This window comes from Planomonospora algeriensis, assembly GCF_977012225.1.
In genome coordinates, this window is record NZ_CDRNDK010000010.1 from 1 (window position 1) to 14,503 (window position 14,503).

Annotated in this window: 24 protein-coding genes; 3 read left to right on the plus strand and 21 right to left on the minus strand. The window is 69.8% G+C overall.

Annotation, left to right across the window (positions count from 1 at the left end):
* Positions 1–96: 96 nt before the first annotated feature.
* Positions 97–354 (minus strand): hypothetical protein, encoded by a 258-nt coding sequence (locus tag ACWJ6R_RS02120; RefSeq protein WP_449060568.1) that lies wholly within the window; start codon positions 352–354, stop codon positions 97–99.
* Between the two features lie 160 nt (positions 355–514).
* Here ACWJ6R_RS02120 and ACWJ6R_RS02125 point away from each other — a divergent pair, with 160 nt between their 5' ends.
* A complete protein-coding gene (locus ACWJ6R_RS02125) occupies positions 515–1,231 on the plus strand; it encodes a GntR family transcriptional regulator (RefSeq protein ID WP_449060569.1) in 717 nt (238 codons plus the stop codon).
* A 255-nt stretch (positions 1,232–1,486) separates the two neighbouring features.
* Complete coding sequence (locus tag ACWJ6R_RS02130; protein ID WP_449060570.1) at positions 1,487–2,212, plus strand: hypothetical protein; 726 nt, start codon at positions 1,487–1,489, stop codon at positions 2,210–2,212.
* Between the two features lie 12 nt (positions 2,213–2,224).
* Here ACWJ6R_RS02130 and ACWJ6R_RS02135 read toward each other — a convergent pair whose 3' ends face one another.
* From ACWJ6R_RS02135 to ACWJ6R_RS02190, 12 genes are all read right to left on the minus strand, one after another.
* Positions 2,225–2,461: a hypothetical protein gene (locus ACWJ6R_RS02135; protein ID WP_449060571.1), complete on the minus strand. Its 237-nt coding sequence runs from the start codon at positions 2,459–2,461 to the stop codon at positions 2,225–2,227.
* On the minus strand, positions 2,458–2,691 hold the full coding sequence (locus ACWJ6R_RS02140) for a hypothetical protein (protein ID WP_449060572.1): 234 nt from the start codon (positions 2,689–2,691) through the stop codon (positions 2,458–2,460). Before ACWJ6R_RS02140 ends, ACWJ6R_RS02135 begins: the two co-directional genes overlap by 4 nt.
* 43 nt (positions 2,692–2,734) lie before the next feature.
* Complete coding sequence (locus tag ACWJ6R_RS02145; RefSeq protein ID WP_449060573.1) at positions 2,735–3,418, minus strand: hypothetical protein; 684 nt, start codon at positions 3,416–3,418, stop codon at positions 2,735–2,737.
* Positions 3,408–3,779 carry a hypothetical protein gene (locus tag ACWJ6R_RS02150; RefSeq protein ID WP_449060574.1) on the minus strand — a complete coding sequence of 124 codons (372 nt, stop codon included), beginning with the start codon at positions 3,777–3,779 and terminating at the stop codon, positions 3,408–3,410. The genes ACWJ6R_RS02145 and ACWJ6R_RS02150 overlap by 11 nt, the downstream gene beginning before the upstream one ends.
* Positions 3,772–4,125, minus strand: a complete 354-nt coding sequence (locus ACWJ6R_RS02155) for a DUF433 domain-containing protein (protein ID WP_449060575.1) — start codon at positions 4,123–4,125, stop codon at positions 3,772–3,774. The genes ACWJ6R_RS02150 and ACWJ6R_RS02155 overlap by 8 nt, the downstream gene beginning before the upstream one ends.
* Positions 4,122–4,307, minus strand: a complete 186-nt coding sequence (locus ACWJ6R_RS02160; RefSeq protein WP_449060576.1) for a hypothetical protein — start codon at positions 4,305–4,307, stop codon at positions 4,122–4,124. Before ACWJ6R_RS02160 ends, ACWJ6R_RS02155 begins: the two co-directional genes overlap by 4 nt.
* Complete coding sequence (locus tag ACWJ6R_RS02165) at positions 4,304–5,143, minus strand: zinc finger domain-containing protein (protein ID WP_449060577.1); 840 nt, start codon at positions 5,141–5,143, stop codon at positions 4,304–4,306. Before ACWJ6R_RS02165 ends, ACWJ6R_RS02160 begins: the two co-directional genes overlap by 4 nt.
* A 56-nt stretch (positions 5,144–5,199) precedes the next feature.
* Entirely contained in the window at positions 5,200–5,799 is a 600-nt protein-coding gene (locus ACWJ6R_RS02170) for a hypothetical protein (protein ID WP_449060578.1), read from the minus strand.
* A gap of 541 nt (positions 5,800–6,340) precedes the next feature.
* On the minus strand, positions 6,341–6,670 hold the full coding sequence (locus ACWJ6R_RS02175) for a WhiB family transcriptional regulator (RefSeq protein WP_449060579.1): 330 nt from the start codon (positions 6,668–6,670) through the stop codon (positions 6,341–6,343).
* Complete coding sequence (locus tag ACWJ6R_RS02180; RefSeq protein ID WP_449060580.1) at positions 6,667–7,326, minus strand: hypothetical protein; 660 nt, start codon at positions 7,324–7,326, stop codon at positions 6,667–6,669. The genes ACWJ6R_RS02175 and ACWJ6R_RS02180 overlap by 4 nt, the downstream gene beginning before the upstream one ends.
* Positions 7,323–7,493, minus strand: coding sequence for a hypothetical protein (locus tag ACWJ6R_RS02185; protein WP_449060581.1), 171 nt, complete (start codon positions 7,491–7,493; stop codon positions 7,323–7,325). Before ACWJ6R_RS02185 ends, ACWJ6R_RS02180 begins: the two co-directional genes overlap by 4 nt.
* Complete coding sequence (locus ACWJ6R_RS02190; protein ID WP_449060582.1) at positions 7,490–8,140, minus strand: hypothetical protein; 651 nt, start codon at positions 8,138–8,140, stop codon at positions 7,490–7,492. Before ACWJ6R_RS02190 ends, ACWJ6R_RS02185 begins: the two co-directional genes overlap by 4 nt.
* 351 nt (positions 8,141–8,491) lie before the next feature.
* On the opposite strand from ACWJ6R_RS02190, the gene ACWJ6R_RS02195 reads away from it, so the two are divergent.
* The gene (locus ACWJ6R_RS02195) at positions 8,492–8,998 is read left to right on the plus strand and encodes a hypothetical protein (protein ID WP_449060583.1); all 507 of its coding nucleotides are present in this window, start codon (positions 8,492–8,494) and stop codon (positions 8,996–8,998) included.
* Positions 8,999–9,215: 217 nt separating this feature from the next.
* Here ACWJ6R_RS02195 and ACWJ6R_RS02200 read toward each other — a convergent pair whose 3' ends face one another.
* From ACWJ6R_RS02200 to ACWJ6R_RS02235, 8 genes are all read right to left on the minus strand, one after another.
* On the minus strand, positions 9,216–9,656 hold the full coding sequence (locus tag ACWJ6R_RS02200; RefSeq protein WP_449060584.1) for a hypothetical protein: 441 nt from the start codon (positions 9,654–9,656) through the stop codon (positions 9,216–9,218).
* Positions 9,657–9,739: 83 nt separating this feature from the next.
* A complete protein-coding gene (locus ACWJ6R_RS02205) occupies positions 9,740–10,126 on the minus strand; it encodes a hypothetical protein (RefSeq protein WP_449060585.1) in 387 nt (128 codons plus the stop codon).
* A 91-nt stretch (positions 10,127–10,217) separates the two neighbouring features.
* Positions 10,218–10,883 (minus strand): hypothetical protein, encoded by a 666-nt coding sequence (locus ACWJ6R_RS02210; RefSeq protein WP_449060586.1) that lies wholly within the window; start codon positions 10,881–10,883, stop codon positions 10,218–10,220.
* A gap of 180 nt (positions 10,884–11,063) precedes the next feature.
* Positions 11,064–12,158, minus strand: a complete 1,095-nt coding sequence (locus ACWJ6R_RS02215; protein ID WP_449060587.1) for a hypothetical protein — start codon at positions 12,156–12,158, stop codon at positions 11,064–11,066.
* Positions 12,155–12,739: an RNA polymerase sigma factor gene (locus ACWJ6R_RS02220; protein WP_449060588.1), complete on the minus strand. Its 585-nt coding sequence runs from the start codon at positions 12,737–12,739 to the stop codon at positions 12,155–12,157. Before ACWJ6R_RS02220 ends, ACWJ6R_RS02215 begins: the two co-directional genes overlap by 4 nt.
* A gap of 5 nt (positions 12,740–12,744) precedes the next feature.
* Complete coding sequence (locus ACWJ6R_RS02225; protein ID WP_449060589.1) at positions 12,745–12,984, minus strand: hypothetical protein; 240 nt, start codon at positions 12,982–12,984, stop codon at positions 12,745–12,747.
* Between the two features lie 120 nt (positions 12,985–13,104).
* Positions 13,105–13,530 (minus strand): hypothetical protein, encoded by a 426-nt coding sequence (locus tag ACWJ6R_RS02230; protein ID WP_449060590.1) that lies wholly within the window; start codon positions 13,528–13,530, stop codon positions 13,105–13,107.
* A 15-nt stretch (positions 13,531–13,545) separates the two neighbouring features.
* Positions 13,546–14,490 (minus strand): hypothetical protein, encoded by a 945-nt coding sequence (locus ACWJ6R_RS02235; RefSeq protein ID WP_449060591.1) that lies wholly within the window; start codon positions 14,488–14,490, stop codon positions 13,546–13,548.
* Between the last annotated feature and the right edge of the window lie 13 nt (positions 14,491–14,503).

Consider the following 14,503-nt stretch of genomic DNA (forward strand, 5'->3'; position numbering starts at 1 on the left):
GCCGGGTTGGTGGTGTCGTCCGGCGCGGCGCCGGGGCGGTGGGCTGCTCGGCGGTGTCGTCGAGTAGCTCGTCGGGCTCGGTGTGGGTGTCGGTGCTCACCGGATCACCGCCGTCAGCGTGGCCGCGGCCTGGTCGAGGTCGCAGTTCAGCGCGGCGGCGGCCCCCGCGCCGAGGAGCGCGGCCACGATCAGGGACGCGCCGTGCAGGGCGGCGAGCAGGTGCCGGTCCCAGTCGCGGGTGTAGCCGCGGCCGGAGCAGATCCAGCACCGGCCGATGGGCTGCCCGGCGAAGGTGGCGGTGCTGCCTCCGGAGCACATTCCGCACGGCTGGCGGGGCGGGATCAGGGTCTGCATGGGGTCCTCCTTCCTTCTCTCCTCTTGGCTAGCTACACCCTACAAGTTAACTTGATGGGTGTAGATGGACAATAGGGGGATGTTGACGTTGATAGCCATGACCGATACCCCGGTGGGCTTGCGAGCTGGCACCCTGGGTGTCGGCACACCACCAACACCGATGGGATGGGCACTAATGGCCGAGGGGCGGCACTCCTACGAGAAGATCGTCAGGGAACTTCGGGCGGCGATCCTCGGCCAGGAGCTGCCCCCGGGGGCGTGGCTCCCGAGCGAGAAGCAGCTGCAGGACCGGTACGGGGTGGCCCGCAACACTGTGCAGCGCGCCATGAACGATCTGGTCGGCGAGGGCCTGGTGGCAGTGGAACCGAAGAAGGGTGCGTACGTGCGCAGTTACGACCGGCAGGCCCGGCCGGTACGGCTCGATGTGATCAACCGGGAGTTCGGGGCGCGGGTCACGGTGGAGCTCGTGGCCACGCCGGCCGCGCTGCAGGCGCAGGAGCCCGGCGCGGCTGGAGTGTTCCGCCGGCGGGCGGTCGGCCAGAGCGTCAGCGACACCTACTGGTGCCGGTCGGTGACGGACGCCGTGCCGGGGTTGACCTCCCCGAGGTCTCTGGAAGAGGCGGACGTGCTGCTGCTCGCCGAAGCGGACATCCCCTCGGTGGAAGGCCGCGCGGAGACGATCGCGCGCATGCCCACGCCAGAGGAGGGCGCGCTGCTGGACATTCTGCCCGGCACGCCCGTCTTGGAGCAGGCGGTGGTGCTGACCTCCGGGGAGCGCATCCTGGGAATGCGCGTCGAGGTCTACCCGGGCGACCGGTACAAGCTCGTGTACGGCCTGCCCACCCTCGACTTCCCTGCGACTGATGTCGGCGAGTGAGAAACCCCTGGACGCCGGACGGCCCCACAGCCTCTTTGGGTGTGGGGCCGTCGGCCGTCCCAATGGGGCGACACGCCGTGCGTCTGAATCCGACCAGGCCAGGACGGCATCACAACAGGACGATGATCAAAGCTCTACAGAAAGCAACGCATTAGCGACGAATACGACACACGCTAACAAAGGGAGCTAACGGGCTGATAGGTTCGCGGACGCAGAAATGTGTGTCCATGCTTGTCTTGAGCCCGAAGGTTCCTCGTGTCGCGTCCCCTTGCCTTTGCCGTCGGCTTCGTTCTCAGTCCTCTCATCCCCCTGTCCATCTGGATGGGGCCATGGTGGGTCAAGGGCCCTGTACTGCTGGTAGTCGGGTTCGCGCTCTACCAGTTCCTGGCGAAGAGAGAAGTGCGAGAGGCGACCTGGTCCACCCCCGAAGGCATGGCTAGTGGGGCCGCGGTACTAGGAGCTCTCATCTACAGCGTTGTCTTCGTGACACTGGAGAACCGAGGCGAGGACACCGTGACCGCGGCCCCTGCCGCCACTCCTTCGGAGACCCTCATCGCTTCTTCGGCGCCTGAATCTGCTCCTTCGAGTGCATCGGTTACTCCCTCGCCGACGCAGACGTCATCATCGCCTAGCGAAGCGCCCTCGACGCCGAAGAAGTTCTACAACCAGACTCCGGAGGAGAAGGAGGTCGATAAGACGATCAAGCAATCGTTCAAGACGAACGACCTCATCGACGATCCTGCTGACAAAGCCGAGTTCCCCAAGCTGTACTGGGGCCCCAAGATCTACAAGGGCATCCACATCGACTCGGACTCCGGGATCAAGTGGGTGATCATCGAGGGCTATGCGGACATGGACTCCGAGACGTTCGAGCGCATGCCCTCGTGGTTCGCCGGAATGTCCATGGACCCGATCAACCTGTCGGAATACGAGTGGAAGCTCATGGACAAGGGCACTCGGTCCGAAGCCGAACTCCAGTAGGCAACATCCCGTTCAAGGAGACGCATCCTCCGCGCCGCACAACTGCAGATGCCAGTGCGGCGGGATCTCCACCCACACCTCGACGTGCTCGGGCAGCACGCTCATCCGGTAGAACCACCAGCACCGGCTGCACTGGTAGGCGATCTGCACACGGCCGCGCCGCTCCCACGCCTTCCCCGCCACCGTCGCCCCGCCCTGCTGCCAGGTGCCGATCGGTGCGGGCGGCGGGAAATCCGCGAACGGCCTCACGGCTCGGGCTCGTCCAGGAGCACGAGCTTGGCCACCCGCAACTCCAATCGGCGTCCACCCCGGATCCCGCTGTCCCAGTACGCCAAGTCTTCGGCGGCCTGCTCGGCGGTGGCGCGCATGCGCGGCGTCATCCACCTCGACCGGTCTTCGGCCCGGGAGACGTCGACCACGACGTATCCCACCACCTGCTCGTCGCCGGGGTCGCTCGCGTGCATGAGGGTCGGGCTCACTGTTCCTCCTGGGTGATGGGTTCGACGGACGAGGCCGGCCTGGTCACAGGGCGCTTTCCGCGCGGCGCGGCCGGAACGGGACCACGCCCGCGTCCTCGGCTTGTCGGTGCTCGGCGGCCGCCTCCGCCAGGGTGTCGTCAAGGACCTCCGGCGAGGCCAATCCCCAGAACCCGCCGACCGAATCCACCGGGACGAGCTCGGCGCCCTCCACGCAGGCCGCGATCACCCGCGTGCGGGTCACCGGCTGCCCGGTCTCCCGGTCGGTCTCGGATGCCTCCTGCATCAGCCAGGCCGGGACCGGCCGGACGACGTACCCGCGAGGAGAGTCGTCGCCGAAGACGGCCCGCCAGGACGGCGGGCAGGGCAGGGCGTTGACGGTGCGCCAGTCGAGCATGGGGGAGTCCTTCCTGGGGGAGGCGTCGGGGCGGGCGTGTTCCTGAAGGGCCGCCTGCCGGCAGGGGACGAACCCGGCGGTGACCACGCCGAGGGACCCGGCGCGGGCGGGCACGTAGTGCAGGCCGTCCGGCCCGCAGTAGGCGCACGACCAGCTGCACCAGCCGATGGCGCGCATCGACCGGATGCAGACGGCGTCGGGCCCGCCCTCGATCACCAGGTCGTTGCCGGGGGCGTAGGCGAGGGCGCGAGCGTGGACCTCGGCGGGGTCGGTGCCGGGCACGAGCAGGGCCAGGCCGCGGGCGCCGACCAGGAGCCGGATGTCATCGGCCACCGGGCACCTCGCTGCGCGGCGGGTGATAGGCGATCAGGATGATCCGGGGCAGGCCGTAGGCGGCCGGTTCACGCCGGTAGACGCGCGTCTCCCGGCAGGCCGGGCACCGGTTGGCCTGGAAGCGGATCTTCTGCTTCTCCCCGGCGAGCCCGAACGTGAGCAGGGACGGGCCCGGGTGGGCGCACTGCGGACATGCCGCATCGACGTGCGACAGCAGCGGCGCAGGCGTCCACGGCCGCCACGTGATCGGCGTCCCGTCGTGCTCGGAGGGCAGGGCAGGGACGGTGCGCTGCTGGGCGGCCAGCTCGGCGCGCAGCGCCTCGACCTCCGCCTGGAGCGCGGCGAGGTCGGCGTCACCCACCGCACACCCCCACCGTCCGGGCCTTGGCGCCGGAGGCGCTGAGCGGGGGGAGCGGCACCTGCTCGTAGTCGCAGCCCGGCGCCGGAGCCGTCAGCGTGCGCTCCCACCGCTCCAGCCAGTTCCTCCAGGCCTTGCGCTGCTTGGCGTAGCGGGCGGCCCACCAGCAGCAGACGAGCAGGTCGCCGCGGCCGATCCAGAACTCCCGGTAGATGTCGAAGACCGGCGTGCCGGCGACGTAGGCGCTGACGACGGCGGCGACGGGGACGCCGCTGGCGGCGATGGTCGGCTTGCCGGCGTTGACGGCCGGGTCGGCGGTGATGTGCGGCCGCCAGGGGGCGGTGCTCATGCGGCTTCCTTCCTCAGCTCGGCCTCGCGCGCTGCCGCTGCCTGGTCGGGGCTGATGGTCGGCGGTTCGATGCGGCCCGCGAGGGCGGCCGGGCTGTGCTTGGAACAGCGGGGACCGGCGGGGTAGGGCCGGGTCTTGGGCTTCCCGCAGGGGCAGGGGCCGTACAGGGGCGAGAGCTTCATGCGACCCCGCTTCGCTGGTCGGATCCGGTGGGGCCGGTGGGCCAGGTGCCGGTGCGGGCAGCCACGACGCGGCCGGAGTGGATCAGGCCCGGCGTCTCGATGCCGTCGCCGTTGACGCACCAGGTGCCGGCTTCGGCGCCGCACCGCTCGCAGTAGACGCCCTGGGCAGCCTGAAGATCCTTCTCGCGCTGCGAGAGCTTCTTCGGGCCCAGCTTCGCCCTGGCCTCCTCGATCGCCGCCCTGGCGGCCTCTCCGGGGCCGTGGGGGGCCTTGCGGGGCTTCGGGCGGGGCTCCTCGTCGCCGGAGGGCGCGGAGGTGAGCTTGTCCAGCTCGGCGAACCGCTCCTGCAGCGGGGGCGGCGTCGGCGTCACCTGCGGGACGGCCGGGGCCGGGACGGCGGACGGGGTTGTGCGAAGCGCGGCGGACGGTGGGGGTGTGTCCGTGCGGCGGGATCCGCCGCCGCACGCCGTGCACGCCCCGCCCTGGTCGAGGTCTTCGCCGTCCTCGCAGCGGGCGTTGGCGCACAGCCGGGCCCGCACCAGGGTCACGGCGGCCGCCACGGGGTCGTTGACCCGCTCGCCCTTGTGCTGCCACCACGCCCACCGGCGCCCGATGCGCTCGGTGAGCTGCTCGACGGACCGGCCGGCGAGCTCACGCTGGATCGCGGCCAGCACCCTGCCGGACGCGCCCTTGGAGATGCGGCGGCGCAGTTCGGCGGGCAGCTGCTCGAACACCGCGGCGGCGGGGGAGATGTGGGCGTGGCTGGTCGTCGTCGCTGCCGGGTTGTCGGCTCCGGCCGGAACGGCCGCGGCGTCCGGCGCCTTACGGTGCTGCACTCCGCCTACGGCGGGAGGAGGAGTGTCCGGGGAGTTTCTTTTAGAGGAGTTATCTCTTAAGGAATTGGGGGATTCACAGTCCCCCCTGGAGGGACTCTCAGTCCCCCCAGGCTGGGATTGAGAATCCCCCCCTGGGCGTCTCGGGCAGAGGGGACTCGTAGTCCCCCCTCGGATCCTGGCCCTGGTCGCCGGCGGAGCGCGGCCCGAGCGACTTGGGGCGCCGCTGGGGGGGCGGCCTTGCCCTTGTCGCTGCGGGAGGCGCGCGGCGGAGCCGCAGCCAGATCGGGCCGGTCGGCCGGCGTCAGCGGCTTCAGGCCCCGCGCCGCGCGGTCGGCGTTGACCTGCTCCATCTGCGCGGCGCTGTACCACGAGAACGGGATCTGCAGGTCGTAGACGTGCGGCCGGTACCGGCGGTCGATGTAGTCGGCGGCGGACTGGTCGCCGGAGGCGATGACGCCGCGCTCCTTCATGGCGGCCAGCGCCCGCTGGGCGGTCTTGGCGTCGCACATGGCGGCCTGCGCGAGCGTCTTCTTCGACTTGAAGCCGTTGCAGCCGTCATCGCAGGTGCGCTGAGCGAGCGCCACCAGGACCAGCTTCTCGGTCTGGGAGCGCACGGGCGCGTAGTACATCGCCCACTCTTCGGACAGGTTGCTCATCGGCCCGCGCCGCCGTCCTGGCGCCGGGCTACCGCTCCGGGTACTCTCACGAGGTGTCTCCTCGGGTCTTCGACATGGGTTGAGGGGGCACAGCCGCGGGTGCTGCGAACACCCGGCAGGCTGCGGCGGCGGTCCCGGTCGGGGCCGCCGTTGCCGTTGGTGGGGGCCGTCATCGGACGCCGGCCGCCGCGTAGGGCGCGGCGCGCGGCCGGCGGGCTCCTCCTGCTCGGGGGTCTCGCCGAGACCGGCGATCCAGCCGGTCAGCTCCTCATCGGAGGGCGGCGCCAGCTCCGGCGAGCTGGAGGCCGCGGCAGGGCGGCGGTTCCGGAAGTCGAACATCGTCGGGGGTCTTTCTGTCGGCGGGGACCGGGTGCCCCGCCGATGGATGGCGGAGCAGGGGACGGACGAAAACAGAGCGCTGCGTTAACGTCCAACCGCGAAGATCAGACAGGGGTTTTCGCTGGTCGCGGCGGGGGTGTGCGTGCATCCCGGGCGTGTCGCGCCGAGAAGGGGGCGGCCCCGGACAGGGCCGCCCCTGGGATCAGGCGGCAGAGCCCTTGCGGGCGCGGCGCCGCTTCTCGGAGCGCAACTCGTCGCTGTTCATGCCGCCCCGGGTCAACCACAGGTCGCCCCGGGACAGGGCGTCCTCCAGGCACGTCTTCCGCACCGGGCAGCGGCCGCAGTGCGCCTTCGCTGCGGCGTCGTCGTACGGGGCGCGGGGGCTGCCGTCGCGGTGCGGCTCGGTGTCATTGGCGAACACCGCCACGTCGACGTCCTTGCACGCCGCGCGGTCGTGCCAGGTGAGGACGGCCTGGCGGACACCGCCGCGGCGGGCCTGGCCGGGCCGGGCGCTCGTACGGCGGGCGGTCACTGCTGCTCACCGCCCTCGGCGGCCGGGAGCGCGAGCATCGCGGCCAGGTGCGCGCCGCCCAACAGCCCCTCCCGGTGCGCCTGCTCGATCACCCGGTCGGCGTCCTTGGTGAAGTTCACCGTGGGCGACGGCTTGGTCGTGGTGACCTCGACGCCCGGGATGGTCATCTCCTCCCCGGTACGCGGGTGGATCGCGGTGGAGCCGCCGCCGGTCTTGGCCGCGTCGGTCAGCACCTTCAGGAACGCGGGCCGGGCCTCGGCCACGACGTGCGCCCGGCCCGGACCGAGCACGTCGGCCAGAGCCGCCAGCACCCGGTCGGTTTCCTCCGCCGTGACCTCGACGTGGACGGTGCGGGTGACCTCGGACGGGAACTCCTTCTCCAACCAGTCGGTGTAGGCGCGCTGGTCGGTGACCGTGACCTGTACGGCCGGCGTCGGCTGGACGACGGTGGCGAAGGTACGCCCGGCGATGTGCGCGACCTCGCTCGTGCCGGGCGCCAGCCGGGGCAAGCCGTCGCCCTCGTCGGCCTTCAACGCGGCGATCTGCGCGCCGATCACTTTGCCGATCCTGTGCTTCTCCAGCCAGCGGGCCAGCGCGAGCGCGGTGGCCAGGGTACGGCGGGACGGGACCGCCGCCGGGACGGGGTTGCCGTTCATGCGCCGACCTCCTCGGCCTGCTCCTGGTCGGCCTGGTGGGCGGCGTTGCGCTCGGCGAGCAGCTTCTCCCGCTTGGGCATGAACAGCTCGCGGATCGTGTCCTCGTCGTGCTTGGCGAGCCTGCCCGCGGCGATCGCGGCGTCGATCTGGTTGCCGATCGCCGTCATGTCCTCGAGGGCCCGGGCGGCGCTGATGTCCGCCAGGGTCTTCGCCAGCCACTTGGGGTCGGTGGCGGGCTCGGCCAGGAGCCGCCGGGGCCGGTGGTCTGGGCCGGGCGGGTGCTCTGCCCTGGGCGGCGGCCGCCGCGCGGGCCTTCCTCCGCCTCGGGGAAGTCCTTGCGCCACAGGTCCAGCGCGACGCCGAAGCGCATCCCGGCGTTGCGCAGCGCGTCGCCGATCGCCTCCTTGACCGCGTTCGGGCCGGTCTTGCCCTGGGCGTCGCCGTAGCCGAGGCGGATCACCCCGGCGAGGGTCAGCCGGATCCACAGGCCGCCGTGCTCATCGAACGCGGGCAGTCCACGGGGGTCGAACGCGAGCGGCTCCCAGTCCCAGTACGGATCGACCTGCAGAAAGCGGTCGGTGATGTCGGCGTGGCCGACGTAGTCCAGGTGGATGTGCCGGGGCGAGATCTTGGCGTTGCAGGTCTCGCACCACGTCTTCGGGTGCTCGTTGCACGCGCCTTTGGCTCTGGAGCAGTCGCCGCAGGTCAGACGCGGCAGCTTGCCGATCTTCTCGGCGGGGAACGGCTCGCGCAGCAGCGCGGCCACCTCGGGCGTCATCACGACCCGGGCGGCCGGTGGGATGTCGGTGGTCAAGGGTCTTCTCCTCCTGGGGCTGACGCCAGGCGCGTCGGGAACCGCTCCCGCCGCGATGGCGTTCGGGCGGTGCCGGGGGTGCGGCGCACGGTAGGCCGCTCCCCCCTTAACCGCTCAAAGTGTAGGGGATATTTATATTGGTCAGCCTATAGCCCGGCGCCCAACAAGGTCAATACAACCGGACCCGGCACTCTTCCGCCACCAGGGGAAACCCCCGCGAGGGCTTACCTTCCCGATGGAAGATCTCTACTCTTCCCCTAGACGCAAGCCGTCACAAACAGGAACTGAACCGGAAACTGAACGCGGGGCACCGCAAAAGCAGAAGCGACCCGCCGACGCACAGGAGCCTCCATGCCCCACGACGACGACGCCTTCGACCGACGACCCAACAGCGGCATGACCGGAACCCAGGTCGCCCGGCTCGGCCTCTCCAACGCCGCCGCCGGAGCCGTCGACCGGCTCCTCCTCCTCGTCTCCACCGTGGACGACGACCGCCGCACCCCCGGCCAGCTCGCCGCCGACGCCCTCGAGGCCCTGCGCACCGTCAACAAAGTCGTCGCCCGCGCCGTCATGGTCGAGATGCTGCGCGGCACCCCCGACGACGACCTCGCCGACGTCTTCGGCACGGACACCTTCGGCTTCGTCCGCCAGTACGGCCACCTCGACGCCACCCACCTGGCCGACGACCCGAACGGCATGTGGGAGCACCTCCGGCCCACCTGCCCGTCCACCATCACCGACACCTGCCCCGACGACCCGGCCGACGCCGCCCAATGGCTCGACGCATGGATGCGCCGACACCTCGACCCGCGCGAAGCCGCACCCGCCCCCACCCGGCCCGTCTCCGCCCGCCTATAGCAGGCAACAACGCCGAAAGGCCCACCCCGGGAAACACCACGGGATGGGCCTTTCAACGTTCAGGAGTCCTGCGTGCGCGCCCGGCTCCAGCGAGGACGGGCAAGCCCGGCGGTTTCCCCGACTGGCGGGCGCGCACTGCACACAGCCCCAGGAAGGACCTTAGACACCCTCTACGAGAGCGCCTGTGCGCCGCCATCATAAGCGGACGACCGGCCCATCACATAGCCGGAACCTGCCCATCACCGGCCGGAAGCGGCCGCACCTGGTTGTACAGGCCGGCCACCACCGCGGCGACTGCCGCCTGACCAGCCGCCAGACCCAGCGTCTTCAGGTCCGCGCCGGCGGCCCCGGCCACGGCGGCGCCACCGGCGACGACCGCCCCCGACAGCAGGTTCTGCCACAGAGTCCGGCCCGCCCGGACCTTCACCTCGCTGACACCGGGAGTACCGGCCGGCTTGACCAGCGTGTAGACGTAGGCGAGCACCGCCGCCAGCGCGGCCTGGCCACCGGCCACGCCGAGAGCGGCCGCATCCGCCGACTCGCCCGCGCTCACCACCGCGGTGCCGCCGGCGACGACCGCGACCGACGCGACGTTCTGCACAAGGGAGCGGGCACCGCGCCGCAGCGCCTCGGGGATGCCCGGAAGACGATGAACCATGATCGGCTCCTTCGGGAAGAGGAAAACGGACTGTCCGAGGGCGGATGCTGCACGAGCGGGGGGTTAACGTCGCCCGGCGCAGGTCAGGCCCACAACTTCAGCGCGATCCCCAGCACACCGAACAGCGTCGAGACGCCGATGGTCACCCACGTGGCGAACCGCTTGGCGTTGTCGGCCATCGCCTGCAGCCGGGCCCGCTCCGCCGCCCGGTCCTCGGCGGCCTGCTGGATGCGCCGCGCGTGCTCCTCCAGCCGCTCCGTCGCCACCCGATGATGGTCGGCGACCGTCCCGGCCAGCGCCGCGTGCTGCCGCTCCCCATGCGCCACCTGCTGCAAGATCAGCGCGAGCTGCCCCCGCACATCGGTGAACCCCACCTCGGCGATCCTGCGCACCTCCGCGACCTGCTCAGCAATCCAGACCTGCTGCTCCTCTTCGGCCATCCCGCACCCCCCGCGCTCCGGCTCGTCCATGTCGGGGCGGCACCCTAGGCACAAACCCGCCTTACGTCGTCCCAGGGCCGAAGCCCCCCACGAGAGAGGAGGCCCCGGCCCCGAGCACGCGCTACGGCTGGTAGACCGGCCGGGCGGACACGGCCATCGCGGGCACCTCCGCCCGAGCGACGAACGGCAACGCATCACCGTCGAAGATCGGCGGCAGCTCCTGGCGGCCGTTGACGATGACGCTGCGGTACCGGTGGGAGTTGACCAGCTGCGCGCCGGGCCCCTGCGCCGCGGCCAGGAAACTCGGCATGGTGTCCGGGAAGTGCGGCACCTGCGCCACCAGCCACACGACCCGGTCGACCTCCGCCGCGGCGACGGGTGCCTCCAGCGCCGCCCACCGCCAGCCCGCAGCCGTGAACAGGGTGGCCTTGTGCGCGCTCTGCCCGGCCAGCTCGGCGACACCACCGATGTAGACACCCACCCGCGACTCCTGGGAAGCCTCCCCCTCCCCCCGGCCGGCGACGGCGATGCCGACCGCACCGACCGGAGTCCCGGCGGGCAGCACCGCGCTCACGCCGACCAGCACCGGCCCTGCGTACTCGACCGTCCGGTCGCAGTAGTGCGGAAGGACGGTCGCCGCGCCGAACCCGTGCAGAGCCGCCTCCGACAGCGGCCGGGCCGCCGGGACCGGGTCCGGGGTGGGCTGCCCGGCCGAGCAGCCCGAGCAGTTGACGTTGACGGTCACCGGCTCCGCCGTGCCGTCCGGATTGATGACGATGCTGGTCATGTTCCCCCTTGTGATCGACGCTGTCGGCCGTGCATGGCCATCGGGCGCCGGGATATATACCGGCGCCCAGCCGTTACGGCGAGCTGACCACTGGCACCGCCAACCGCTATTTCACCTACGGGAGTAAACGCCAGCCGGACCCGCAGTGATATATGTACTCCAACTCCTGCCGAAAAGGACTCATGTCAGATTGGCAAAGTCACGTTCCGTTGCCGAATCTGACCGAATCACGTAGACCCCTGGCTCTTCTGGGACCTCTTCAGAACGGGCTTTGAGGTCTTCGACGTCCACCGTTCCCGGCCATAACGTTCCAGTCTCGGACCACCGCACACCGCCGAGGCTGATTTTGTTTAACACTACGCCACGTAGATCAGATGCTGTGAAGTCAGTCAGGAAGGCTTCTATAGACTCCGAGGGAAGTTCGGGTAGGTTATGGCCCAGTATTACGCCGATAACCTTCCATACCCACTCACTGAAAGAGTCAACGATCTCTCGACTATGGGCGCGGGCACTCTGAAGGGCATCAGTGAGAGAATGGGCGCGGGCGCGCGCAAGATCGCGGCTGCGGACTAGGTTGTGGGCGCTAATGAGGCCGTTAGTGAGACCTTCGGCGAGATCTTCAGCGTTAGCGAGGTTATTGGCGAAGCCTGCGGCGCGGGCACGGATGAGGATATCAGTGTTGGCGAGGTCGTCGGTGAGACTGCAGGCGAGGGCGAGGTCGTCGGCAAGACTGTAGGCGAGGGTACAGGCGCGATTGAAGCAGCCGGCAAGATTGCGAGCAAGGGGGAGGGCATGGCGGAGGTTGAGGTCGTGGCTGGAGGCAAGGTCCAAGTCGCTGGAGAGAATGCGGGCGAGGTCATTAGCGAGGTCATTGGCATCGTCGAGGATAAGGGTGAGGGCGCGGGCACGGGTAAGGGTGTAGGAAGCAACTACGATGCCCGAATGGCGCCGCAGCTCTAGACGGGCTTGCGCATCTACCAATCGGTAGAACTGTCCTGAGTCTGTACGACCCTGCTTATCCATGGACGGTTTCGGCGAGACAATCGCTGGGCTTGAACTCTCCGTGGGCAGGATCTGGGCCAAGCCCGCTTCGACGTCGAGAACGGTGTCGAGGTCATCAACGAGGATACGGTGATGGGAGTGGAGCAGGACTTCTCGCAGTCCGGATTCAACATCAAGAACAGCGCCGAGACCCTCTATGAGGGTGCGCTGGTGCTCGTCGAACCAACGCTCGACGGCATCATCATCGCTATCGAACTGGTGATGACCGCTCACTTCTCCTCCTCCCGCTCCTGGAGATACCCGTTCGTCTTGAGGTATTTGACCGCTGCACGGCGGGCATCTCGCAGGCTACCTCGCACGGCATCAGCGGTCATTTGGAGCTGCTCGGCGATCTCAGAAGGGGTGAAGCCGTTGAGCGTCCATGTCAGAACCTGGCGCTGGCGGGGTGGCAGGCTTTCCAGCATCCGTAAGGTGACCTGGCGGGTCTCCCAGATCGCTGCGGCATCTGGATGAGGCAGCAACGACGTCGGTTCGGGCATCTGATCATGAGGATCTTCGCGGGTATCAGTTAACTTGCGGACCAGAGCGCGGCCGGCCACCGTGTGAACCCATGCCTTCGGCCGGTTGATCTCGGACCACCTTTGGTATGCCTTGATCATCGTTTCCTGGGCGATGTCCGCGGCTAACGGGAGTTCGGCGCCCTGGTTGATCAAGAAGGCGACCAGCGGGCGGATGGTCGCCCGGTAGAAGAGAGCGAACTCTGCGTCGGTCGCGGAACGTAGGGCGGCGTCTGTCTGATGGCTGTCCGGCGCTGCGGCCGGGAGATAAGCTGATTCCGGCTCAAGGTCGCTCATACCGGCTACCTGTTCTCCAAGGTCGACTTTCGGATGATCTCCAGACGGACGTGGTGTCCATCGCCCTGCTTATCCAACTTCAGCCGACCGCCCGGAGGGACGGCTTTGGTCATGTTGGTCAGGTTCTGGCCGTGGATCTGCTCGTGCCGCGCTCGCCAGCGCAATCGCAGCCACAAGCCCAGAAGGGCGAACGTCGGGCTTGCGATGATCGAGGTGATGGTGACCGCAGCGGTGACCGAGTCCATGCTGTTCTCCTACGGGATGGGGACGGCGGTGAAGCCTCGTGAGTAAGAGCCTCGACAAGCCGCCCGCATGAACTCCGAAACCAAGATTCTTTTCTCGGGCCGTGCGGCAGAGCTGGCGGGTCACCGGTGCCAGCCCCCGACCACCGCCACCGTCGCCGACCCGCTGTTGACCCTCACCTGCACGTCCGCGACCTTCCGGGCACCGAACGCCCACGTCTCGGGCAGGAACCCCGACACCGTCACCACACCGGAGGCGGTGGCGTTCACCGTGTCGATCTGTATGCCGTCCGCGCGTAGCTGCACCTGACACGACGTCGCCTCCGACAGGGTGATCGATACATCCACTGTCACCGACGAGCCGGATCGGGGGAACGTCGTCCACGCCGCCCGGGTCAGCGTCGTGGACGACGTCGACTCCAGCACGGGCACGAACGTCACCGACCGGACACTCGCCTGCAGTTCGAGTGCCTTCACCCGCGCCTGCAGATCGGAGATGACCCGCACCAGGTCCGCCTGCTGTAGGTCCCCCGCCTGGATCTTCGCCACGCCCCGCCCTTCCGCTCAGTCGACCGCGACGGTGTGCTCGCCGGTCGTCACGGTCACCAGCTCACCCTCGGCGCTGTCCGGCTGCACCTTCAACGACACGATCTTCATGGGCCGGTCCAGGCCCGGGGCGCCGTCCGGCTGCGCCGGATACAGGTGGTCGGTCACCACCACGCGCGCCATCCCGCCCAGTTCCCACGTCCACCAGCGGACATCCGGGGTGATGGCCAGATCGAACTCGAACAACTGCTTCGCGCCCGCGGACGCGTCGGACGCGCGCTGCGTTTCGGCGTCGAGCGCGGCCTGACTGGTGAGCCCGTCGAACTGCCACGCCTCCTCGATCAGCGGCCACCCGTCCGCCAGCAGGTCCGTCCGCGTCACCGACGACAGCATGACGCCGCCGTCCGGGCGGCGCAGCTGCCCCCACGTCCGCGTCGCCAGGCCCCGCCGGGTGGAGCGCTTGAAGCGGCGCACGTTGCCCGGGTACTCCAGCGTCAGCCCCGTGTCCGGCGGCGACTCCCGCGAGATGCGCCGCAGCACGAACCGGGGCCGGTCAGCCACAGCGTCCCACCCGGGGGAGACCCACCAGTCGAAGCCGCCCGGTGCCGCGGCGACCTCCGCGGCCTTGTCCAGGATCCGCTCGAAGTCCTCGGCCCGGTACTCCCGATCCACCGGGGCGCCCGTCCCGGCCGCGCCCTCATACGTCAGCCACCGCCGGTCCGCCGCCGCGGAGGCATGCTCCAGCAGCCACGTGACTTCGGTGTCGGCGACCGTGCCGGCGCGCGGCCCCGTGAACGCGACGTACCGGTGGCCGTAGATCCCGATGCACTCCTCAGCGGTGATCTTCAGCACGCCCGTCTCGGAGTCGTAGTCCTGCGGGTCCACGATGCGGCCGCCCCACACGAGCTGCTCCCCCCGATACACCATGATCATGGTGCGTTCCGGGCGGGTCGCCGCCGCCACCCGCCCGATCGTG

Bases quoted from the DNA above. Each gene is read 5' to 3' on its own strand.
- ACWJ6R_RS02120 (WP_449060568.1), bottom strand. From the start codon at position 354: ATGCAGACCCTGATCCCGCCCCGCCAGCCGTGCGGAATGTGCTCCGGA.
- ACWJ6R_RS02125 (WP_449060569.1), top strand. From the start codon at position 515: ATGGGATGGGCACTAATGGCCGAGGGGCGGCACTCCTACGAGAAGATC.
- ACWJ6R_RS02155 (WP_449060575.1), bottom strand. From the start codon at position 4,125: ATGAGCACCGCCCCCTGGCGGCCGCACATCACCGCCGACCCGGCCGTC.
- ACWJ6R_RS02160 (WP_449060576.1), bottom strand. From the start codon at position 4,307: ATGAAGCTCTCGCCCCTGTACGGCCCCTGCCCCTGCGGGAAGCCCAAG.
- ACWJ6R_RS02170 (WP_449060578.1), bottom strand. From the start codon at position 5,799: ATGAGCAACCTGTCCGAAGAGTGGGCGATGTACTACGCGCCCGTGCGC.
- ACWJ6R_RS02180 (WP_449060580.1), bottom strand. From the start codon at position 7,326: ATGAACGGCAACCCCGTCCCGGCGGCGGTCCCGTCCCGCCGTACCCTG.
- ACWJ6R_RS02185 (WP_449060581.1), bottom strand. From the start codon at position 7,493: ATGACGGCGATCGGCAACCAGATCGACGCCGCGATCGCCGCGGGCAGG.
- ACWJ6R_RS02195 (WP_449060583.1), top strand. From the start codon at position 8,492: ATGCCCCACGACGACGACGCCTTCGACCGACGACCCAACAGCGGCATG.
- ACWJ6R_RS02200 (WP_449060584.1), bottom strand. From the start codon at position 9,656: ATGGTTCATCGTCTTCCGGGCATCCCCGAGGCGCTGCGGCGCGGTGCC.
- ACWJ6R_RS02205 (WP_449060585.1), bottom strand. From the start codon at position 10,126: ATGGACGAGCCGGAGCGCGGGGGGTGCGGGATGGCCGAAGAGGAGCAG.
- ACWJ6R_RS02210 (WP_449060586.1), bottom strand. From the start codon at position 10,883: ATGACCAGCATCGTCATCAATCCGGACGGCACGGCGGAGCCGGTGACC.
- ACWJ6R_RS02220 (WP_449060588.1), bottom strand. From the start codon at position 12,739: ATGAGCGACCTTGAGCCGGAATCAGCTTATCTCCCGGCCGCAGCGCCG.
- ACWJ6R_RS02225 (WP_449060589.1), bottom strand. From the start codon at position 12,984: ATGGACTCGGTCACCGCTGCGGTCACCATCACCTCGATCATCGCAAGC.